Raw genomic sequence first — 20,482 nt, 5'->3', positions numbered from 1 at the left:
TGTCGGCCCGGGCGGTGCGCTCGCTACGGGCGCACGTGCCCCTTGCCGTGGGCGATCCACTTGGTGCTCGTGAGCTCCTCGAGTCCCATGGGTCCGCGGGCGTGCAGTTTCTGGGTGGAGATGCCGATCTCGGCGCCGAAGCCGAACATCTCGCCGTCGGTCCAGGCGGTGGAGGCGTTGACCATCACGGCGGCGGCGTCGACCCGGGCGCAGAAGTCCTCGGCCACGTCGATGCTGCGGGTGGCGACGGCCTCGGTGTGCCCCGAGGACCAGCGCGCGATGTGCTCGATGGCCTCCTCGACCCCGGCGACGACCTTCAGCGCGATGTCCATGCTGAGGTACTCCTCGCCCCAGTCCACGTCATCGGCGGGGATCAGGCCCTCGCGGTCTCCGTGGACGACCACGCCGGCGGCTTGTAGCGCCCCCACGACGCGATCCACGGCGGCCTCCCCCAGCGCCGAGTCGAGCAGCACCGTCTCCGTGGCATTGCACACGCTGCAGCGGCGGGTCTTGCCGTTGAGAAGCAGCTCGATCGCCTCGTCGAGATCAGCGTCACCATGGATGTAGAGGTGGCAGTTCCCGGTGCCGGTCTCGATCGCCGGTACCTTCGCGTTCTCCACCACGGCCTGGATCAGTCCGGCGCCGCCGCGGGGGATCACCACATCCACGAGTCCCCGGGCCTGGATGAGGTGGGTGACGGACGAGCGGTCCTCCGACGGCAGCAGCTGTGCCGCATCGACGGGCAGGTCGTGCTCGGCGATCACGCCACGCAGTACCTCGACGAGCGCCTCGTTGGAGTTGCGCGCCGACCGGGATCCACGCAGCAGTGCGGCGTTTCCGGACTTGAACGCCAGCCCGAACGCGTCCACGGTGACGTTGGGTCGCCCCTCGTAGATCATGCCGACCACGCCGAGCGGGACCCGGATCTGCCGCAGCTGCAGCCCGTTGGGGCGGACCGAACCGCGGATGACTGCGCCGATCGGGTCGGCCAGCCCCGCGACCTGGCGGAGTCCGCCGGCGATGCCCTCGATCCGTTCGGGCGTCAGGCGGAGCCGGTCGAGCATGGCCTCGCCGGTACCTTCCGCGGCCTGCTCGGCGATGTCGCGGGCATTGGCCTCCAGGATCCGCGCCTCGGCGGCGACCAGCGCGTCCGCGGACGCGAGCAACAGCGCGTTCTTCCGGTCCGCGGTGAGCAGCGCCAGCTCGCGCGACGCGGCACGGGCCCGGCGGGCGGCATCGAGCACGGCCTCGCGCACCGGGTCCGCGGCGGCCTGCCCGGCGTCGGCGAGGTCGGTACGTACGGGGGCGTCGAGATGGCTGGAGGTCATGCGCCCCAGCTTACCTATGGAATATGGCGCGGCAGCGGGCGCCGCTCGACCGCTCACGCCGCCCTCGCGGGTGTGCCGGGCGGGATCCAGAGCGGTCGGCCCGGCCGGGCCGGATCAGGCACCGTCCGCCACGAGTCGGGGCCGACGCCGATCCACCCGTGATGGATCGGACACACCAGCGCCAGGTTGGGCAGGGTCGTGGGGCCGCCCTCGGACCATTCCACGACGTGGTGCGCCTGACAGCCGGCCGCGGGCCGTTCGCATCCGGGGTGAGTGCACCCGCCGTGGGCCGCGTAGAGAACGAGCCGTTGTATCGCGCTGGCCAGCCGCCGGTCTCGGCCCCGGTCGATGTCGATCCGCCGCAGCTCCTCGCGCCCGTCACGCAGCGCCGACAGGAACCAGGAACGGCGGCCGGCGAGGGAGACCGCCTGCGCCGCGCTGAGCTGGGTACCGCCATCGGTCTCGACCAGCCCGCCCTGCTCGCCGGATTCCACGGAGTCGAGCTGCTCGGGGGTCAGCCGGACGACGATGGCGGCCACGCCGCGGGTCGCTCCGGGCTCGACGGCCAGCCCCAGCGAGAGCACGTGACACAGCGCGTCGTAGGCCCGCTGCCCGCTGGTGCGCGTGTCCGCCTGCGCGATCTCGTCGGGGTCGGCCGCCTCACCCGCAGCCGGGTCATCCGGCGCAGAGACGCACTGGCCCGGCGCGCCGAAGCGGGCGATCACCGCGGCGAGGAGAGCCTGCAGCCGGGGCTCGCACGTGATCCCCACGGTGGCGAGCCCGTCGAGGCCGGCCCGGTGTGCACGCAGTTCGCGGCGCTTCTGCTGCTGCTCTTCGAGCCTGTCGAGTCGGCCCGGGTCGGCTGTCGCCAGCTCTCGCGCCGCTGCCGCGGTGAGCGCACGCACGCTCGCCCCGGCCTCCGCCAATGCGGTGAGGTGCCGCGAGAAGTCGCGGCGAGCCTCGTCCGGGGTGCCCTCTGGCAGCTCGGCGACCGCCTCACCGATCGCGCGTTCCTGCCCCGCGGTGATCCGGCCCCGCCGGTGCGAGGCCATGGCCGGGGAACCTTCGCGACGCCCCGCCTCGATCCGAGACCTGCACTGCCCGGCCGTCAGTCCGAGCTCCTTGCCGAGACCGGTCGCCGTTGACGAGACCGACCTCCCTTCGCGTTGGGCCCGGGCCGCCGCCTCTGCCGCCCCTGCGGCATTGATGGCATCAAGCCGGCGGGAGAGTTCCTCGAGTCGCCGCAGCACCCCGGGGAGCTCGGAGGCGTCCACCTCGGCCCAGCACACGGTTGAGAGCTCGCACACGCTCGTCGTCGTCGCCCCCACCAGGTCCTCGATCATGACCCCATGCTACCGCCACGACCGAACGTCCGTTCGAACACGCGATATCGATCAGATAACCTACTTAGCTACCCTACCTGCGCTTACGCTGCCGCTGAGCGCACCAGGACGGCCACCATGAACCCACTGTCGGCGGTGAAGGGCCGCAGATCCCACGTCGACCACCGCTGCTCCACCCGCATGCCCGCGCGCTCGGCCTCGGCATCGAACTCCTCCCGGGTCCAACCGCGGTCCAGGCCGAACCCCACGACGAGCCGTCCCGCCGCGCCCTCGCCCGCCGGCGCGATCCGCGCGGCGAGGTTGGCCAGCACCGCGGGTCGGTCGGCAGGGTCGACGAACGCCAGCACATTGCCCGCCGAGACCGCCAGGTCGAACGGTCCGGCCGCCCAGCCGTCGTCGGCGAGATCGGCGACCTCCCACGTCGCGTCCGGACAGGCCTCGCGCGCCCTCTCGATGAGGTACGGATCCAGGTCCACCCCCGAGACCAGGTGGCCACGCGCGTGCAGATAGATGCCCATCCGACCCTGCCCGCACCCCACGTCGAGGATCCGGGCGCCGCGCGGGGCCATGGCGTCGACGAGCCGCGCCTCACCGTCGATGTCCACGCCCTCGGCGACCATGTCGTCCCAACGCTGCGCGTAGTTGCGCGAGTGATCGGGGTTGGCGGCCACGATGTTCTTCCAGGTCTGTGTCATGTCGCCAGTATGGACCCGCAAACGGTGCGGCGCGCTCGGGTGGGTGAGCGCGGCCGGACGAGGAACACGGGCGACGACGACAACGCCGTCCACACACCGGCCCGGCACTGTCGGAGGTCTGGGGCACGATGGGCGTCATGATCTCCACCCCCGCTTCCGTCAGCACCACCGCCCCCGACCGCGCGGCCCTGCGATCCCGGGCGGATGAGCTGCTGTCCGCCCTCGCCGGTCCGGGCGCGAGGCTGCGCGAGGACCAGTGGACGGCCATCGAGGCGCTGGTCGCGGATCGGCGTCGTGCGCTGGTCGTGCAGCGCACCGGCTGGGGCAAGTCGGCCGTCTATTTCATCGCGGCACGCCTGCTGCGCGAACTGGGCTCCGGTCCGACGGTGATCGTCTCGCCGCTGCTGGCGTTGATGCGTAACCAGGTCGAGTCCGCGGCACGGGCCGGGGTGCGGGCGGCCACCATCAACTCGGCCAACATGACCGAGTGGGACGAGGTCCGGGCGTCGGTGCGGGCCGGCGAGGTGGATGTGCTGCTCGTGAGCCCCGAGCGGCTCAACAACCCGGACTTCCGGGACACCGTCCTGCCGGCGCTGGCCGCCGATGCGGGACTCGTGGTGGTCGACGAGGCGCACTGCGTGTCGGATTGGGGTCACGATTTCCGGCCCGACTACCGGCGAATCCGGACACTGCTGGCCGACCTCCCCGAGGGCGTGCCCGTGCTGGCCACCACCGCCACGGCCAACGACCGGGTGGTGCGGGATGTCGCCCAGCAGCTGGGCGTGGGCACGCCGGGGGCCACGGGTTCGGCGGGCCACCCGGACACCCTGGTGCTCCGCGGCGGCCTCGACCGCGAGTCGCTGCACCTCTCTGTGGTCTCGATCGACGACTCGGAGAAGCGGGCCGCCTGGCTGGTGGAGAACCTCGAGACGCTGCAGGGCAGCGGGATCATCTACTGCCTGACCGTCGCGGCGGCCCAGGATATGGCCGAGCTCCTCACCTCCGCCGGACACCGGGTGAGCGCGTACACCGGACGCACCGATGCGGGCGAACGCGAAGAATTGGAGCGCGCGTTGTTGGACAACGAGGTCAAGGCGCTCGTGGCCACCTCCGCGCTGGGGATGGGCTTCGACAAACCGGACCTGGGCTTCGTGGTGCATCTGGGCGCGCCGCCGTCGCCGATCTCCTACTACCAGCAGATCGGCCGTGCCGGCCGCGCTGCGGACCGCGCCGACGTGGTGCTCATTCCTGGACCGGAGGACCGCGCGATCTGGAACCACTTCGCTTCACTGGCGTTCCCGCCCGAGGACGTCGTGCGACGGGTGCTCGACGCGCTCGCGCCGGATCGGCCGCAGTCCACGCAGGCCCTCGAACCGGCCGTGGACCTGGGCCGGACACGCCTGGAGATGGTGCTCAAGGTTCTCGACGTGGACGGCGCGGTCCGGCGGGTACGCGGTGGCTGGGTGGCCACCGGACAGCCGTGGGAGTACGACGCCGAGCGATACGCGGGCCTGGCGGAGGCACGGCGGTCCGAGCAGCTGGCGATGCTCGAGTACATCCGCACTGCCGGCTGCCGCATGGACTACCTGCGCGCTGAACTCGACGATCCCACGCTCGACCCGGCCGCCGGTGGGTGCGGACGCTGCGACAACTGCACCGGGCAGCGACGCGAGACCACCGTCGAGGAGGCCGCGCTGACCCGGGCACGGGAGGCGCTCGAACGTCCCGGCGTGGTGCTCCCACCGCGACGCCAGTGGCCCACAGGGCTGGCGAAGCTCGACATCCCGCTCAAGGGCAAGATCGCTGACGGGCCCGCCGAGGGCCGTGCGCTCGCGCGATTGACCGATCTCGGGCTCGGTCAGAAGCTGCGGGCGCTGCTCGCCGAGGCGGATCAGGACGCCCCGGAATGGCTCGTCCGGGCCTGCGTTCCGGTGCTGCGCGAGTGGGGCTGGGCTGAGCGACCCACCGGCGTCGTCGCCCTCCGCACCGGCGAGCATCCTCTATTCGTGTCGAGCCTGGCCCGCGCGCTGTCGCAGATGGGGCGGATGACCTACCTCGGCGAGCTCACCCGCGACGAGGCACTGCCGCCGGTGACCGCCCAGAACTCGGCCTACCGGGTGGCCCAGCTCTGGGGCACGCTCGCCGGGCCGGCGGCCACCGACGATGCGGCTGGCGGCACAGCCGACGACGGGCCGGTCCTGCTGGTCACGGACGTCTTGGGAACCGGCTGGACCGTCACCGAGGCGGCGCGGCACCTGCGCGAGACCGGCGCTTCGGACGTCCTGCCCTTTGCTGTGGCCGCGGAGACCTGACCGTATCCGGAGAAAATTCTCGGCCCGGATGTCGATTTCGGGCAGAGTCGATCGTCATCATCCGAGCCGGTCGAGAGGCGACCGATCACGAGGAAGGATCACCCCCATGCGATATTCACTGATTTTCCATGCCCCGGAACTCGACGAGAGCGGGCCACGCCCCACCGACGAGCAGATCGCCGAGATGCAGCAGCTCATGAACGACTACGTCACGGCACTCACCGACGCCGGTGTTCTGATCTCCGCCGAGATGCTCGAGCCGACTTCCGCGACGACCACCGTGACCCGACGGACCGGCTCGACTGTCATCGAGGACGGCCCATTCGCCGAGGTCAAGGAATCGCTGGCCGGGGTTTTCCTACTCGAGGTGGCGGGCCACGACGCCGCGTTAGCCTGGGCGGAGAAGTTCCCCGGAGGCTCCTACGGGGTTGTCGAGATCCGCCCGGTCGCAGTCTTCGCGGACCAAGATGGCTGGCAGATTCCCTGCTCCCCGGAATGATCGCGAACCTCGTCCGGAACGCCCGCCCACGGCTGCTCGCCCTCCTCGCGGCCCCGGACGGAGACCTCGCCGCGGCCGAGGACGCGTTCTCCGACGCCGTGGAGAAGGCACTTCGCGAGTGGCCGACGACCGGTGTACCCGCCAATCCCGAGGCGTGGTTGTTCACTGTGGCCCGGAACCGACGTCGCGACGGGTGGCGGGGAGCTGCACGGACGACGTGCCTCGATGACGAGGTCACTACCCCAGGCCTGGCCCGCGACCGGGGAGGGATTTCAGGAGTTCCGACAGCGCGAACCGGGACCGTCGAGGACGCCGCCCTCGAGATTCCCGATAGGCGCATGACGCTGCTGGCAGTAGCCGCACACCCTGCCATCGATCCAGTCGCCCGTACACCGCTCATGCTCAATACCGTGCTCGGGCTCAGTGCCGGACGGATCGGGGCCTTGCTCCTGGTCCCGACCGCGACCATGGCGGCACGACTGACACGGGCCAAGAAGCGGATCAAGTCGTCGGACCTCCGGTTCGAGCAACCCGGCGTCGATGAGTTGCCGGGCAGGCTCGAGGCGATTCGCGACGCGATCTATGGTGCATATTCTGTGGATTGGATGCACTCCGCCACGACGCACCGCGACGGGCTCGCGGATGAGGCTCTCTTTCTGGCCGAGCTGCTCACCGACCTGGTCCCTGACGACCCCGAATCCCACGGACTGGCCGCGTTACTCTGCCTGTCCGCCGCGCGGAGGAGGTCGCGGATTGACAAGCGCGGAGAGTTCGTACCGCTCGACCGTCAGGACACGACGACATGGGACCACGCGCTCCTCCATCGCGGCGAAGAGCATCTGAGGGCGGCGGGAACGTCGACCTCACCCGGCCCATACCGGCTTCAGGCGGCGATCCAGGCGGTTCACTGTGCACGGCGACGTACCGGGACGACCGACTGGGAGGCGATCCGTCGACTCCACTCCGGGCTTCAGGAGTCGTGGCCCTCCACAGGAGGCGCGGTGGCGCTCGCCGTGGCGACCGCGCGCTGCGACGGCCCGGAGGCGGGGCTCGCGATCCTCGATCGGATCGGCGACCGGGCCGAACGATTCCAGCCCGCCGTGGCCGCCCGCGCCGCCCTTCTCGCCGAAGTCGGTCGTCCCGGCCAGGCCGTCGAGGCCTACGCCCGAGCAATCGTCCTGACGACAGAACCGACTGCTCGGCGGCACCTCGAAGCCATTCGCGCGCGACTGGCCTCCGCTACCGGCGGCGACGCCTCTGCCCCACCCATGTGACCGTGCCGACCCACGCGAATCGGCGGACCGGAGTCCCAGGAACGCCCCCGGCGCCGAACTCGATCGGTCGACCGATGTCCGAACCGCGCACGAGCATGCCGGCCGTTATGGGTGCTGCCACAGCCTCGATCACATCGTGCAATCGCTCAGACGTCCCGTGCCATCGCGCGGCCGGCCTTGAGCCCCGAGAAGATGCAGCCGCCGAGGAACGTGCCCTCGAGCGAGTTGTAGCCGTGCACGCCGCCACCGCCGAAGCCGGCAACCTCGCCCGCCGCATAGAGGCCCGGGAACGGCTGCCCGTCCTCGGCCACGCACTGCGAATCGAGCGTGGTCTCGATCCCGCCGAGCGTCTTGCGGGTCATCAGGTGCACCTTGACCGCGATCAACGGCCCACGGGAACCCGCCGCGGACCCCTTGCCCGGCCCGGAATCGGCGAGCAGACGATGTGGCTTGGCCATCCTCGTGAGCTTGTCGGTGAGCACACGACGGGCGTTGTGAATCGCCTGGACCTGAGCGTCCTTGGCGAACGGGTTGTCCATCTGTCCGTCCATCGCCAGTACGAACTCTCGAACCCTCTCCAGATCCAGCTCGGGCTCGTCCTCGTTCACCAGCTCGTTCATCCCGGCCACGAGTTCCTCGATGGAGTCGGCCACCACCCAGTCGACCCCCTTCTCGGTGAAGTCGGCGATCGACGGCGGCAGCCCGCTCCCGGCCTTGGAGGCGAACTTCTTGAGACTCTTGTCGGTCAGCTCCGGGTTCTGCTCGGACCCCGACAGGATGAACTCCTTACCGGCGATGGACGAGTCGAGGATGAACCACGAGTAGTCGTGCCCGGCTCTGCGGATGGCCTCGATGGAGGCGGTGGTGTGGTAGCCGGGGAACAGCGGCACGGGCATGCGGTCGCCGTTGCCGTCCAGCCACAGGGTGGACGGGCCGGGGATGATCCGGATGGCGTGCGAGGGCCAGATGGGCGCGAAATGGGCCACGCCCTCCGTGTAGTGCCACATGCGGTCCCGGTTGATCAGGTTGGCGCCGGCGTCCGCGGAGATCTCGAGGATCCGCCCGTCCACGTGCTCGGGGACGCCCACGATCAGGTCCCTCGGTGCCTCGCCGAGCTTGGCGGTGGGCCAGTACTTCCGCACGAGATCCGGGTTGCCGCCGATGCCACCCGACGACAGCAGCACCGCCTTGGCGCGGAACTCGAACTCGCCGGTCTCCTCGCGGGGGGAGGCCACGCCGCGGTCGAGATCGCAGGGCACCAGCGTCGCGCCGCGCACGCCCACGGCGCGGCCGTCTTCGACCACGATCTCGTCCACCCGGTGCCGCACGGCGAACCGGACCCGACCCTCCCGGGCGGCGTCGCGGACGGGCTCCTCGAACACGCGCACCACCTCCGGACCGGTCCCCCAGGTCACGTGGAAGCGCGGGACGGAGTTGCCGTGGCCGTCGACCTCCCCGCCGCCGCGCTCCGCCCAGCCGACGGTGGGGACGATCCGCAGCCCCAGATCGTGGAGGTACCGGCGCTTCTCCCCGGCCGCGAACTCGACGTAGGCGCGCGCCCATTCGCGCGGCCGCGCGTCCTCGGGGCGGTCGAACGCGGCGGAGCCGAGCCAGTCCCGCCAGGCGAGTTCGAGGGAGTCGGAGATCCCGATCCGCCGCTGCTCGGGGGTGTCCACCATGAACAGCCCGCCGAGCGACCAGAAGGCCTGGCCACCGAGGTTCTTCTCGTTCTCCTGGTCCACCACCAGCACCTTCTTGCCCGCACGGCTCGCCTCGTAGGTGGCGACCAGACCGGCGAGTCCGTGCCCCACCACGATGATGTCCGGCTCGAACCCCGGCTCGGGCGCGGGCAGCGGGCCGGCGTTGGCCGCGCGCGACGTCGACGGCGGCTGCCACGCGGGGTAGACGGGGTGGACGGGCCTGGCCTCGCCCGTGGTCCGGCCGGGGCGGGATGCGGAATTGGTCATGGGTCCAGTGTGCCCCGTCACCCCAGCAGATACCGCAGGTATCTCTCCGGCGCCTCGAGATACCTGCGGTGGTGGTCGACCATCGCCAGGTCCTTCCAGCGGGCCCGGTGCATCCCCGAATCGGAGAGTTCGTAGACGGCGGCGCCGGGCACGGAGGCGAGGATCGGCGAGTAGGTGGCCATCAGCACCTGCGCACCCCGACGGTCGGCCAGTTCGAGCAGCAGCGCGACCAACCTGAGCTGCGCGTCGAACGACAGTCCGGCCTCGGGCTCGTCCAGGACGAACAGTCCGCCGCCATCAAAACGCGAGGTCGAGAGGATGTCCCAGAACGCCTCCCCGTGACTTCGGGCGTGGAAATCCTGCTCCGGGCCGCTGGACTGCAGGTAGGTGAACATGCCGTGCATCGTCTCGGCGCGCAGGAAGTATCCCCACTTCGACGCCGCCCCGCCCCGCACCAGTCGCAGTGACTCGTGCAGCGGCGACTCCGAGGCCCAGGTTACGTCCCTGCCGTTGACGGATCCGCCCTCGGCGCCCAGCCCGTACGCCATGGCCACGGCCTCGACGATCGTCGACTTACCGGTCCCGTTCTCGCCCACCAGCACGGTGAGGTCGTCGAGTTCCAGACCGTCGCGGAGCAGGTGCACCACGGCGGGGAACGAGTACGGCCAGCCCTCCGTCGGGCCCGCGAGACCCGGGGCTGCCGAGACGGACACGACGGGCCGGGGGTCCAGCACGGAGTCATGGCGCACGTGGCCACGGTACCGTTCCTGCCATGCGTATCCACCAGCTCAACTGCGGCACCATGGCGGGCATCTCCCCCACTCGCGTCCTGCTGGTGGAGGCGCCGGGCGGGCTGGTGCTGGTCGACTCCGGCATCGGCCTGCAGGACATCGCGGATCCGGCCGGTCGGCTGGGTCCGCTGCGGCACCTCGTGCGCCCGGCGCTGGATCCGGCGGAGACGGCTGTACACCGCATCGGGGCGCTGGGCCTGGACCCGCGCGACGTCCGACACATCGTGCTGACGCATTTCGATGTCGACCACATCGGCGGCCTGGCCGACTTCCCGGACGCGACCTTGCACGTCACCACGCAGGGTCTGACCCGGGCGGTGCGCTTGCCGCGGTTCGTCGAGCGTCGCCGATACCGGCGCGCCCAGCTGGCGCACGGGCCGAACTTCGCCGAGTACGAGTTCGGGTCCGACAGGTGGGAGGGGTTCCGCATGCTGTCCCTGGACCACATCGCCGAGGGGATGATGTTCGTCGATCTGCCGGGCCACACCACGGGTCACGCCGGCGTGTTTGTGCCGGGTGGCGCGGGCGCCGGCCACGATGACGACGACGAGACACCCGTCGGCAAGGACGTCCTCCACGCGGGTGATGCCTTCTACCATCGCGGCCAGATCGACCCGTCGGCCCGGACACCTGCCGTGATCCCCCTCCAGGAGCGGGCGTTCGCGCTCGAGCCGGGCGCGATCGCGATGACGCACTCCGGTCTGGCCGCGCTCGCGCGGCGACGGGCCGACACCCTGGACGTGGTGTGCGCGCACGACCCCTCGGGGCCCGGGGGCCTGTGATGGTCAGGGTCCGAGAGACCGCCTGGACCCCCGCCGAGCGCACCGCGCCGGACCGCGATCCGGCCGAGCGGGCCGCCGCTCTGGCCGGGTTGCTGCGGGGTCGCCGGGCTGTGATCGTGACCGGCGCCGGGATCTCCACGCCGTCCGGGATCCCCGACTACCGGGGGCCGGATTCCCCCGGCCGCACCCCGATGACGTACCAGCAGTTCGTGGGTGATCCGGGCTTCCGCCGTCACTACTGGGCCCGCAATCACCTCGGCTGGCGCCACATGGAGGCCGCCCGCCCCAACGCGGCGCATCTGCTGCTGGCCGACTGGGAGCGTCGTGGCCTGGTCTCGGGCGTCATCACCCAGAACGTGGACCTGCTGCATCTCAAGGCGGGCAGCCGCCGGATCGTGGACCTGTACGGCACGTACGCGGTCGTCACCTGCCTGGGCTGCGGGGCCCGCCGCAGCCGGTGGGCGCTGCACGATGACCTCGAGGCCCTCAACCCGGACTTCGCCGAACGCGTCGCGTCACGCGGTGCGATCGAGGTGGCCCCCGATGCGGACGCCGTCCTGGACGACACCGCCGGCTTCCGGATGGTGGACTGCCCCGGCTGTGCGGGGATGCTCAAACCAGACATCGTCTACTTCGGCGAGAACGTCCCGGCCGCCCGCGTGCAGGAGGCGAACGCTCTTGTGGACGAATCCGACGTTGTCGTCGTCGTCGGATCGTCTCTCACCGTCCGGTCCGGATACCGGTTCGTGCGGCGGGCGGTGACCACCGGCAAGCCCGTCGCGGTTCTCAACCGCGGGCGCACCCGTGCGCACGACGAGGCGACCCTGACCATCGACGGCGACTGCGTGGAGGTACTCGAACTCACCGATGCCGCCCTGCCGGATCCGGAGTGACCGGCGAGGAGCACACTAGGGGTATGCAGATCGCGACGACACCCGAGACAGCCCTGGCACGACTCCTCCGCGGCAACGCCCGCTACGTGGCCGGAGAGAACCTCAACGAGCACCAGGCGCCCTCGCGTCGCGCCGAGCTCGCCGGACAGCAGAACCCGTTCGCCCAGGTCTTCGGCTGCTCCGACTCGCGCGTGCCCGCCGAGGTCGTGTTCGACCAGGGGCTCGGCGACCTGTTCGTGATCCGCAACGCCGGCCACATCGTGGACCCGTCGGTGCTCGGGTCGGTCGAGTTCGGGGTCGACGCGCTGCGCATCCCGCTGACGTTGGTGCTGGGCCACACCTCGTGCGGCGCGGTCGGCGCGACGATCAAGGCGATCGACTCGCACTCCACGCCGTCGGGCTATCTGCGGGACGTCGTGGAGCGCATCGCGCCCGCCGTGTTCGAGGCGCGCCGTGACCCGGAGGCCGGGTACCAGGACATCGTCATCGAGAACGTCCGTCAGACCGTCACCGCGATCCGGGAGAAGTCCGCCGCTGTCGACCGCGCGATCACCGAGGGACGCACCGCGATCGTCGGCGCGCTCTACAACCTCGAAGAGGGCACGGTGACCCCGGTCCACACCGAGGGACAGGTCGACGGGCTCTGAAATCAGAGGGCGACGAGGTCGTCCGCGTGCACCAGGGGGCGGCCCTGCCCCGCGGCAGCGCCGGACTCGCGCTCGGCCAGCCGGGTCCGGACCTCGACCGAGTCGTACTGGGCGATGCCCCGGGCCACCGCTCGACCCGCCTGGTCGTGCATCTCGATCACGTCCCCGAAGTGGAACAGGCCCTCAACCCCGGTCACGCCGGCCAACAGCAGCGAACGGCGTGCTCCGGTGATCGCCCGCACCGCACCGTCGTCGAGCGCCACCGAGCCACTCGTGTCCGCGGCGTGACGCACCCAGAACCGGCGCGCCGACATCCGCTCGGGGCGCGGCGCGAACACCGTGCCCACTCCCGGTTCGGCGGCGAGGGCCTCGGCGGCACGCTCGGCGGCCGTGAGAAGGACGGGCACCCCGGCGTCGGCCGCGAGGCGGGCCGCGGCGAGCTTCGAGGCCATCCCCCCGGTGCCCAGCGCACCGCCGGGGCCGGCGATCACGCCGTCGAGATCGCCCGCCTCGCCGACCATCGTGACGGCCCTGGCGTCGCCCTTGCGTGGATCGGAGTCGTACAGCGCATCGACGTCCGAGAGCAGGATGAGTGCGTCGGCACTGATCAGGTGTGCGACGAGGGCCGCCAACCGGTCGTTGTCCCCGAACCTGATCTCGTTGGTGGCCACGGTGTCGTTCTCATTGATCACCGGGACAGCGCTCAGCGTCCGTAACCGGTCCAGGGTCCGTTGGGCGTTGGCCGCGCTGTCGCGTCGCCCGATGTCGGCGGCGGTGAGCAGCACCTGCCCGACCACCCGGTCGTGCCTGGCGAACGAGTCACCCCACGCCCGCGCCAACTCCAGTTGGCCGACGCTGGCGGCGGCCTGCTTGGCGGACAGGGTCGTGGGGCGCGCGGGCATCCGCAGCGGGGCCATCCCGGCCCCGATCGCCCCGGAGGAGACAACGAAGACGTCCGAGCCCGCCGCCATGCGGGCCTGGCAGACGTCGGCGAGAGCGTCGAGCTCAGCACGGCGGATCCCGCCGTGGAAGCTCGTGATGGCCGAGGAGCCGATCTTCACCACCACTCGTCGGGCGGTCCCGATCCGGCGGCGAAGCTCCGACTCGACCGTCACTCGAGGGTCTCCTCGTCCGGGTCGATGAGACCGCGACGGACGTGCTTGCGGTACTTGCGTTCGGAGGCACCCACGCGATCGGTCGACTCGAAGCGCATGTCGGTACCGCGACCGATCCGCATGAGGTCCACGCCGGCCGGGGTCTGCGGCTCCCACTCGAACGAGACGTCACCGATCGTGACGGAGCAACCCTCCTCGGCTCCGGCCTTGATGAGCGCCTCTTCCACCCCCAGGCGCGCCAGGCGATCGGCGAGGAAGCCCACGGCCTCGTCGTTGGCGAAGTCGGTCTGACGGATCCATCGCTCCGGCTTGGCGCCGAGCACGATGAAGCCGTCGGGCTCGTCCGGGTCGCGCCGGATATCGAACTGGTCCGCATCGACGGCCCTGGGCCGCAGCACGATCCGCTCGGGGGCCGCGGGCGGGTTGGCCTTGCGGTGGGCCTTGACCAACTCGTACAGGCCGAACTTGAGCTCGTCGAGGCCCTTGTGGGCCACCGCCGAGATCGCGTACACGGGCCAGCCCTTGGCCTCGAAGTGGCCGCGGACCATCTCGGCCATGTCGGCGGCGTCGGGCACGTCGATCTTGTTGAGCACCACCACGCGGGGCCGGTCCGCCAGGTGGCCCATGCCGGCGTCGGTGAGCTCGGACTGGTAGGCGGCGAGCTCGGCCTCGAGGGCGTCGACGTCGGAGATCGGGTCGCGGTCGGACTCCAGGTTCGCGCAGTCCACCACGTGGGCGAGGACCGCGGTGCGCTCGATGTGGCGCAGGAAGTCGAGGCCGAGGCCGCGTCCGTCGCTGGCGCCGGGGATCAGCCCGGGAACGTCAGCGATGGTGATGGTGTCATCCCCCACCGAGACCACGCCGAGGTTGGGCGCGAGGGTGGTGAACGGGTAGTCGGCGATCTTGGGCTTGGCGGCCGAGATCACCGAGATCAGTGACGACTTGCCCGCCGACGGGAAGCCGACCAGCCCGACGTCCGCCATCGATTTGAGCTCGAGGGTGACATCGAAGACGCCGCCGGGCTCCCCCAGCAGCGCGAAGCCCGGGGCCTTACGCGAGCGCGAGGCGAGCGCGGCGTTGCCCAGGCCGCCCTTGCCGCCCTCGGCGACGACGAACCGGGTGCCGGCCCCGACCATGTCGGCGATCGGCTCGCCGTCCGAGCCGAGGACGACGGTGCCCGGCGGTACCGCCAACACGAGATCGTCACCGTTGGCGCCGTTTCGGTTCCCACCCATCCCGGGCTGGCCTTTTCCGGCACGGGCGTGGGGGCGGAAGTGGAAGTCGAGCAGCGTGTGGACCTGGGGGTCCACCACGAGCACCACGTCTCCGCCGCGGCCGCCGTTGCCGCCGTCGGGGCCGCCGAGCGGCTTGAACTTCTCACGGTGCACGGAGGTGCAGCCGTTGCCGCCGTCCCCCGCGGCGAGGTGGAGGACTACGCGGTCGATGAATCTCGACATGGTGTGGGCTCCTCCTGGTGGTGGCCGGTGGGGGTCGGGTCAGTGGATGCGTAGTCCGATACTGCCCGATAAATGCTCTCGGGGGCCGGGTGTGGAGTCATCAGACCCCGCCCGGCCCCCGAGGGCGAATCGTGACTGTGGTGGCTACCGGGTCAGGCCTCGGCGCCGGCGGGCACGATGTTCACGGTCTTGCGGCCACGCTTGGTGCCGAACTCCACCGCGCCGGCGGAGAGAGCGAACAGCGTGTCGTCTCCGCCACGGCCGACGCCCACGCCCGGGTGGAACTTGGTGCCGCGCTGGCGGACCAGGATCTCGCCGGCGTTGACCTCCTGGCCACCGAAGCGCTTCACGCCGAGGCGCTGGGCGTTGGAGTCACGACCGTTACGGGTGCTGGATGCGCCCTTCTTACTTGCCATGTCAGTCCCTCCTTAGGGGAACACGCCCGGAGGCGCTGAGCTGGTGGCCTGTACCGGCCGAGACGACTACTTGATACCGGTGATCTTGACGACCGTCAGCTTCTGACGGTGGCCCTGACGCTTGTGGTAACGGGTCTTGTTCTTGAACTTGTGGATCCGGATCTTGGGACCCTTGGTCTGCTCGACGATCTCGGCGGAGACGGTGACCTTGGTCAGCGCGTCCGCATCGGAGGTGACCGAAGCACCATCGACGACGAGGATCGGGGACAGCGACACGGAGGTACCGGCCTCGCCCTCGATCTTCTCGACCTTGACGTGGTCCCCTTCGGCGACCTTGTACTGCTTGCCGCCGGTCTTGACGATCGCGTACATGGAGGGCTTCCCCTTGCTTCTCGGGTGTGCGGCCGCGCAGGGCGACCACACCGTGTGTGCGGTGTTCTTACTTGCTCGCCGACTCTCATCGGCCAGGATCGCAGACGCCCATCCCCTGGAGGACCGGCCCGCGACTCTTCGCGCAGCGACATAGCGCCGCGACGAGCGACCTGTCAAGGTTACGGTCCGGTGGCACAGCAGGTCAAACCGACCGTGCCACCGGCTCCGCGCCCCTGCGTTCAGGCGCCCCCGGGAGCGGTCGTGGACCGAGTCGCCCGGCGGCGGGCGGGACGCTGACGCGGTTCCGCGACCACTGCTGTCGGCGCCTCTGTCAGCGCCGCTGCCTCGACCTTGGCGGCCGGGGCCCCGGGGGCGGACTCCGGCGCGGCGGCCGCAACCGCGGCACCGGCTTCGCGGCGACCGGACCGCCGTCGCGGGCGGCGCCCCGACTGTCCTTCCGACTGCGCGCCCGACGAGCCACCGTCCGCGGTTGCGCCTGCCGCGGTGCCGGCGGCACCGTCGGCGGGCGAGACCTTGGCGACCGCCTCGGCGGCCTCGGCCACCGCTGCGGTCTCCGCCTGCGGGGTCTCGGCGAGCTCTGCGGCCGCGGAGTCCCGGGCGGCGGTGGACGGCGCCGGTGCGCTCGAGGTCGACCGGCGGGTCGCTCGGCGACGGCGAGTCGGACGCGTGGCCCCCGCGGCGTCCGAGGACTCCGCGACGGACGAGTCGTCGGCCTCGTCGGCCTTCTCCGTCGCCTGAGTCGGCCCGGCCGCAGCCGCGGCCGCGGCGTCGGTAGCCGTGTCCGCGGAGCTCGTGTCCGCGGGCGTCGTCGCGGTCGCGGACGTGGCCTCGTCCACCACCGGGGTGCTCTCCGCCGCCGTGGACGCCGCGGCCGCGGGCTTCTCCGCGCGACCGTCGTCGGTCGCCGTCTCGTCAGCCTCGGGCGTCTGCCGCCCCATGGCCAGGGCGGCCGGGTGCGCGGACGGCGCCGGGCCGTCCTTGCGCGGAGCCTGCTTGGTCGCGGCAGGCTCGGAGGAGGACGACGCGGAATCGCCGCCCTTGCCGCCGCGGCGCCGGCCACGGCGGGTGCCCGGCTCGTCGGCGTTGTGCGACTCGGTGTGGATCGGGTCGGTGTGCACGATCAGGCCGCGGCCATGGCAGTGCTCACACGGGGTGGAGAAGGCCTCGACCAGGCCGGTACCGAGCTTCTTCCGGGTCAGCTGCACCAGTCCGAGCGACGTGACCTCGGAGACCTGATGACGCGTGCGGTCGCGGCCGAGGGCCTCGGTCAGGCGCCGCAGCACGAGGTCGCGGTTGCCCTCCAGCACCATGTCGATGAAGTCGATGATCACCATGCCGCCGACGTCGCGCAGCCGCAGCTGCCGCACGATCTCCTCGGCCGCCTCGAGGTTGTTCTTGGTGACGGTCTCCTCGAGGTTGCCGCCGGAACCGGTGTACTTGCCGGTGTTGACGTCGATGACCGTCATGGCCTCGGTGCGGTCGATGACCAGCGAGCCGCCGGACGGCAGCCACACCTTGCGCTCGAGCGCCTTGGCCAGCTGCTCGTCCACGCGGTGGGTGGCGAACACGTCGACCTCGGGGTTGTCGTAGCGCTCGAGCCGCTCCACCATCTCGGGAGCGACGCGGGAGACGTAGTCGTGGACGGTCTTCCACGACGTCTCGCCCTGGATGACGAGCTTGGTGAAGTCCTCGTTGAACAGGTCACGCACGACCTTGACCAGAAGGTCGGGCTCCTCGTAGAGCGCGACGGGGTTGCCGGCGCCGGAGGAGGTCCGCTTGGCGGCGTCCTCGGAGATCTCTGTCCACTGCCCGGCCAGACGCTCGACGTCGCGGCCGATCTCCTCTTCGCTGACGCCCTCGGCGGCCGTGCGGATGATCACGCCGGAGCCCTCGGGGACAACGTCCTTGAGGATCGCCTTGAGGCGACGCCGCTCGGTATCCGGGAGCTTGCGCGAGATCCCAGCGGAGTTGCCGTCCGGCACGTACACCAGGAAGCGGCCGGCCAGTGAGATCTGCGTGGACAGGCGGGCACCCTTCTGCCCGACCGGGTCCTTGGTGACCTGCACCAGAACCATGTCACCGGGCTTGAGCGCCTGCTCGATACGCCGGGCCTTGCCGCCCAGCCCGGCGGCCTCCCAGTTGACCTCCCCGGCGTACAGCACGCCGTTGCGGCCACGCCCGATGTCGACGAACGCCGCCTCCATGCTGGGCAGCACGTTCTGCACGCGGCCGAGGTAGACGTTGCCCACCATCGAGCGCGCGGACTCGGTGGTGACGAAGTGCTCGACGAGCACCTTGTCCTCGAGTACGCCGACCTGGGTCATGATCCCCTTGCCGTCGACGCGCGGCTTCTCGCGCACCACCATGACGCGGTCCACGGACTCGCGCCGGGCGAGGAACTCGGACTCGGACAGGATCGGCTGACGGCGGCGGCCGGCCTCCCGGCCGTCCCGGCGACGCTGGCGCTTGGCCTCGAGGCGGGTCGAACCGGTGATGCCCTGCACCTCGTCGGTGGAGGTGCCGGAGCCCTGTCCCCCGCGTCCGGAGCGCCGGCGGCCGTCGCGCTCGTGGATCTCGGTGTTGGGCGGGTCGTCGACCGCGCCCTGGTTGTCGTCGGAACCGGAGCCGGAGCCCCCACTGCGACGACGACGACGGCGTCGGCGACGCGAGCCCGAGGGCGACGAATCCGAGCCGTCCGAAGCGTCGTCGGAGTCGGGGTCGTTCGAGTCGGTCCCGCTGTCCGCGTCGTCGCTCGCGCCGGGCGCGGTGCTGGCGGAGCCGTCGCGTCCGGTGTTCGACTTGTCGTCCTTACCGTCGGCATCCTCGTGCCCGTCGGTGTCCGAGCCGGAGCCGGTGCCCGAGCCGTCGCCCGACTGGTCGGTGGCGTCGTCGTCGGTGTTCTGGTTCTGGTCGTCGCCACCCTCGCCACGCCCACGGCCGCGGCCACGGCGACCACGCCTGCGGCGGCGATTTCCGCCCTCGCCCTGGCTCGTCTGATCGTCGTCGTCGCGGTTGTCGTCCTGACTCGCCTGGTCGCCGCTCGCATCGCTACCGTCAGAGCCGCGAACAGAATCACCGCTGCCGGGCCGGTCGGAACCCGACGCCCGACTGCTGCGCCCCTCCGACTCGTCGGGGGACAGGAACAGCGGGGAGAACGACGGGCTGGCCGAGGACCGGCGGCGCCGATTGCCGGAGTCCGCCGAGCCGACCTCGCCGGTGACGATCGCCTCGGGAAGCGCCGGTCGCTCCGAGGACGTGGCGGGGGCCGAGGTATCAGCCTGCGGCGCCGTCGACTTCTTGGCGCTGCGCTTGCGTGCGGGGGCCTTCTTCGCGGCCGGCTCCGGCTCGGTTGTGACCTGGTCGGTCGAGCCCGTGGCGACGGTATCCGCAGCTGATCCCGCCGCAGTCGAGTCTTGCGCTGCCGGGTCCTTCGCTGCCGGGTCCTGTGACCGGGCGGACTTCCGGGCCGGGGCCTTCTTCGCCGCGGCCTTCTTGGCAGGGGTCTTCTTCGCCGGGGCCGCAGGGGCCCCGGCCCCGGTGACAGCGCCGCTGGCAGTCTCGGGCTCGGCCGCTGCGGGCGCCGGCGCCGCAGCCGCGTCCGTCGAGCCTGCGGCACCCCGCTGACGGCCCTCGAACCAGGTGAGCAGCACCTCGCGGGTCACGCCCGACTGGGCGCTCTTGATCTCCACGCCGATCCCGGACATGGCGGCGAGGAACTCCTTGCTCGTCATGCCCACGGCCTTGGCGGCCGCGTGTGCGCGCATCCTCTCGGGCAACGCATTGAGATGGTCGATGGTCAGGTTCGGATCCGACACGTGTCTCCTCTGGCCGGACTCCGGGCGCGATCACGTCACCGATCACGGTGACCCACGCCGCCGCACGGGGTCGGGCGTTTCTGGTCTCGGCCCCGCCGAGGCGGGGCGATGTCTGTTGGTCCGCGGTACCGATCGGAACCGGCCACGGTGGCGGGCGCTCGTTCCGGGGCGGACTGGTAGACCACTCGCCAGGATGAGCTTCGGCCATTCTCCCACACCCGACGCTCAAGCGTCGCCGCGCGGGCACGACAGACGAGAACGCGCCCGCCGGTCCGGGGACCGACGGGCGCGTGAGGAGGTCGGGTCGACGCAGCGACCCGGAGGTGCGGAGCCCTCAGGCCAGGCCCGGGAACCAGAGGGCGATCTCACGGGCGGCGGACTCCTCGGAATCCGAACCGTGGACGAGGTTGAGCTGCGTCTCGAGACCGAAGTCGCCACGGATCGAGCCGGGGGCGGCCTTCTCGACCGGGTCGGTCCCGCCCGCGAGCTGACGCCACGCGGCGATGGCGCGGGGGCCCTCGAGGACGCCGGCGACGACCGGGCCGGAGGTGATGAACTCGAGCAGGTCACCGTAGAAGGGACGCTCGGCATGCTCGGCGTAGTGCTCGGCCGCGGTCTCCCGCTGCACCTGTCGAAGATCCATTGCCGCGATCGTCAGGCCCTTGGCCTCGATGCGGGCGAGGATCGTGCCGGTGAGGCCACGCTCGACGCCGTCGGGCTTGATGAGGAAGAAGGTTCTCTCGGTCACGGACGCA

17 protein-coding genes are annotated in these 20,482 nt (G+C 71.2%); 6 read left to right on the top strand and 11 right to left on the bottom strand.

The features are described from left to right. Positions 1 to 23: 23 nt before the first annotated feature. The 3 genes from ACWGLC_RS07960 to ACWGLC_RS07950 all read right to left on the bottom strand — a co-directional run bounded on the left by ACWGLC_RS07960 (position 24) and on the right by ACWGLC_RS07950 (position 3,366). The gene (locus ACWGLC_RS07960) at positions 24 to 1,328 is read right to left on the bottom strand and encodes a glutamate-5-semialdehyde dehydrogenase (protein ID WP_452099385.1); all 1,305 of its coding nucleotides are present in this window, start codon (positions 1,326 to 1,328) and stop codon (positions 24 to 26) included. Positions 1,329 to 1,381: 53 nt separating this feature from the next. Then, positions 1,382 to 2,671 (bottom strand): DUF222 domain-containing protein, encoded by a 1,290-nt coding sequence (locus tag ACWGLC_RS07955; protein ID WP_452099383.1) that lies wholly within the window; start codon positions 2,669 to 2,671, stop codon positions 1,382 to 1,384. A gap of 83 nt (positions 2,672 to 2,754) precedes the next feature. Beyond that, on the bottom strand, positions 2,755 to 3,366 hold the full coding sequence (locus ACWGLC_RS07950; RefSeq protein WP_452099382.1) for a class I SAM-dependent DNA methyltransferase: 612 nt from the start codon (positions 3,364 to 3,366) through the stop codon (positions 2,755 to 2,757). A gap of 128 nt (positions 3,367 to 3,494) precedes the next feature. Here ACWGLC_RS07950 and ACWGLC_RS07945 point away from each other — a divergent pair, with 128 nt between their 5' ends. The 3 genes from ACWGLC_RS07945 to ACWGLC_RS07935 all read left to right on the top strand — a co-directional run bounded on the left by ACWGLC_RS07945 (position 3,495) and on the right by ACWGLC_RS07935 (position 7,451). Beyond that, positions 3,495 to 5,678 (top strand): RecQ family ATP-dependent DNA helicase, encoded by a 2,184-nt coding sequence (locus tag ACWGLC_RS07945; RefSeq protein ID WP_452099381.1) that lies wholly within the window; start codon positions 3,495 to 3,497, stop codon positions 5,676 to 5,678. A 106-nt stretch (positions 5,679 to 5,784) separates the two neighbouring features. Next, positions 5,785 to 6,177 (top strand): YciI family protein, encoded by a 393-nt coding sequence (locus ACWGLC_RS07940; protein WP_452099380.1) that lies wholly within the window; start codon positions 5,785 to 5,787, stop codon positions 6,175 to 6,177. Continuing rightward, positions 6,174 to 7,451 carry an RNA polymerase sigma factor gene (locus ACWGLC_RS07935; RefSeq protein WP_452099379.1) on the top strand — a complete coding sequence of 426 codons (1,278 nt, stop codon included), beginning with the start codon at positions 6,174 to 6,176 and terminating at the stop codon, positions 7,449 to 7,451. Before ACWGLC_RS07940 ends, ACWGLC_RS07935 begins: the two co-directional genes overlap by 4 nt. Positions 7,452 to 7,597: 146 nt before the next feature. Here the strand turns inward: ACWGLC_RS07935 and ACWGLC_RS07930 are convergent, their stop codons facing one another. After that, a complete protein-coding gene (locus tag ACWGLC_RS07930; RefSeq protein WP_452099378.1) occupies positions 7,598 to 9,418 on the bottom strand; it encodes an FAD-binding dehydrogenase in 1,821 nt (606 codons plus the stop codon). 17 nt (positions 9,419 to 9,435) lie between these two features. Continuing rightward, on the bottom strand, positions 9,436 to 10,167 hold the full coding sequence (locus ACWGLC_RS07925; RefSeq protein WP_452099377.1) for an AAA family ATPase: 732 nt from the start codon (positions 10,165 to 10,167) through the stop codon (positions 9,436 to 9,438). Between the two features lie 23 nt (positions 10,168 to 10,190). Between ACWGLC_RS07925 and ACWGLC_RS07920 the strand changes: the two genes are divergently transcribed. From ACWGLC_RS07920 to ACWGLC_RS07910, 3 genes are read left to right on the top strand one after another with little or no spacing between them, the layout of a single operon-like run. Next, the gene (locus ACWGLC_RS07920; protein ID WP_452099376.1) at positions 10,191 to 10,991 is read left to right on the top strand and encodes an MBL fold metallo-hydrolase; all 801 of its coding nucleotides are present in this window, start codon (positions 10,191 to 10,193) and stop codon (positions 10,989 to 10,991) included. Continuing rightward, complete coding sequence (locus ACWGLC_RS07915) at positions 10,991 to 11,884, top strand: Sir2 family NAD-dependent protein deacetylase (RefSeq protein ID WP_452099375.1); 894 nt, start codon at positions 10,991 to 10,993, stop codon at positions 11,882 to 11,884. The genes ACWGLC_RS07920 and ACWGLC_RS07915 overlap by 1 nt, the downstream gene beginning before the upstream one ends. Before the next feature lie 23 nt (positions 11,885 to 11,907). Then, positions 11,908 to 12,531, top strand: coding sequence for a carbonic anhydrase (locus ACWGLC_RS07910; RefSeq protein ID WP_452099374.1), 624 nt, complete (start codon positions 11,908 to 11,910; stop codon positions 12,529 to 12,531). 2 nt (positions 12,532 to 12,533) lie between these two features. On the opposite strand, the gene proB is transcribed toward ACWGLC_RS07910, so the two are convergent. From proB to ndk, 6 genes are all read right to left on the bottom strand, one after another. Further along, entirely contained in the window at positions 12,534 to 13,646 is a 1,113-nt protein-coding gene (proB, locus tag ACWGLC_RS07905) for a glutamate 5-kinase (RefSeq protein ID WP_452099372.1), read from the bottom strand. Next, positions 13,643 to 15,103 carry a GTPase ObgE gene (gene obgE, locus ACWGLC_RS07900; protein WP_452099371.1) on the bottom strand — a complete coding sequence of 487 codons (1,461 nt, stop codon included), beginning with the start codon at positions 15,101 to 15,103 and terminating at the stop codon, positions 13,643 to 13,645. Before obgE ends, proB begins: the two co-directional genes overlap by 4 nt. 152 nt (positions 15,104 to 15,255) lie before the next feature. Continuing rightward, positions 15,256 to 15,519, bottom strand: a complete 264-nt coding sequence (gene rpmA, locus ACWGLC_RS07895; protein WP_182633316.1) for a 50S ribosomal protein L27 — start codon at positions 15,517 to 15,519, stop codon at positions 15,256 to 15,258. A 66-nt stretch (positions 15,520 to 15,585) separates the two neighbouring features. Continuing rightward, positions 15,586 to 15,891: a 50S ribosomal protein L21 gene (gene rplU / locus ACWGLC_RS07890; protein WP_230929591.1), complete on the bottom strand. Its 306-nt coding sequence runs from the start codon at positions 15,889 to 15,891 to the stop codon at positions 15,586 to 15,588. 239 nt (positions 15,892 to 16,130) lie between these two features. Beyond that, complete coding sequence (locus ACWGLC_RS07885) at positions 16,131 to 19,727, bottom strand: Rne/Rng family ribonuclease (RefSeq protein ID WP_452099370.1); 3,597 nt, start codon at positions 19,725 to 19,727, stop codon at positions 16,131 to 16,133. Between the two features lie 334 nt (positions 19,728 to 20,061). Next, positions 20,062 to 20,475 carry a nucleoside-diphosphate kinase gene (gene ndk / locus ACWGLC_RS07880; RefSeq protein ID WP_230930849.1) on the bottom strand — a complete coding sequence of 138 codons (414 nt, stop codon included), beginning with the start codon at positions 20,473 to 20,475 and terminating at the stop codon, positions 20,062 to 20,064. Positions 20,476 to 20,482: the final 7 nt, after the last annotated feature.

Source organism: Dietzia sp. NPDC055877, from assembly GCF_053615975.1.
This window is presented reverse-complemented; position numbering and strand designations above follow the sequence as displayed.

Excerpts from the sequence above, each read along its gene's own strand:
- ACWGLC_RS07935 (WP_452099379.1), top strand. The coding sequence starts at position 6,174 with ATGATCGCGAACCTCGTCCGGAACGCCCGCCCACGGCTGCTCGCCCTC.
- ACWGLC_RS07915 (WP_452099375.1), top strand. The coding sequence starts at position 10,991 with ATGGTCAGGGTCCGAGAGACCGCCTGGACCCCCGCCGAGCGCACCGCG.
- ACWGLC_RS07950 (WP_452099382.1), bottom strand. The coding sequence starts at position 3,366 with ATGACACAGACCTGGAAGAACATCGTGGCCGCCAACCCCGATCACTCG.
- ACWGLC_RS07960 (WP_452099385.1), bottom strand. The coding sequence starts at position 1,328 with ATGACCTCCAGCCATCTCGACGCCCCCGTACGTACCGACCTCGCCGAC.
- ACWGLC_RS07955 (WP_452099383.1), bottom strand. The coding sequence starts at position 2,671 with ATGATCGAGGACCTGGTGGGGGCGACGACGACGAGCGTGTGCGAGCTC.
- ACWGLC_RS07920 (WP_452099376.1), top strand. The coding sequence starts at position 10,191 with ATGCGTATCCACCAGCTCAACTGCGGCACCATGGCGGGCATCTCCCCC.
- rplU (WP_230929591.1), bottom strand. The coding sequence starts at position 15,891 with ATGTACGCGATCGTCAAGACCGGCGGCAAGCAGTACAAGGTCGCCGAA.
- ACWGLC_RS07930 (WP_452099378.1), bottom strand. The coding sequence starts at position 9,418 with ATGACCAATTCCGCATCCCGCCCCGGCCGGACCACGGGCGAGGCCAGG.
- obgE (WP_452099371.1), bottom strand. The coding sequence starts at position 15,103 with ATGTCGAGATTCATCGACCGCGTAGTCCTCCACCTCGCCGCGGGGGAC.
- ACWGLC_RS07910 (WP_452099374.1), top strand. The coding sequence starts at position 11,908 with ATGCAGATCGCGACGACACCCGAGACAGCCCTGGCACGACTCCTCCGC.
- ACWGLC_RS07940 (WP_452099380.1), top strand. The coding sequence starts at position 5,785 with ATGCGATATTCACTGATTTTCCATGCCCCGGAACTCGACGAGAGCGGG.
- ACWGLC_RS07945 (WP_452099381.1), top strand. The coding sequence starts at position 3,495 with ATGGGCGTCATGATCTCCACCCCCGCTTCCGTCAGCACCACCGCCCCC.
- rpmA (WP_182633316.1), bottom strand. The coding sequence starts at position 15,519 with ATGGCAAGTAAGAAGGGCGCATCCAGCACCCGTAACGGTCGTGACTCC.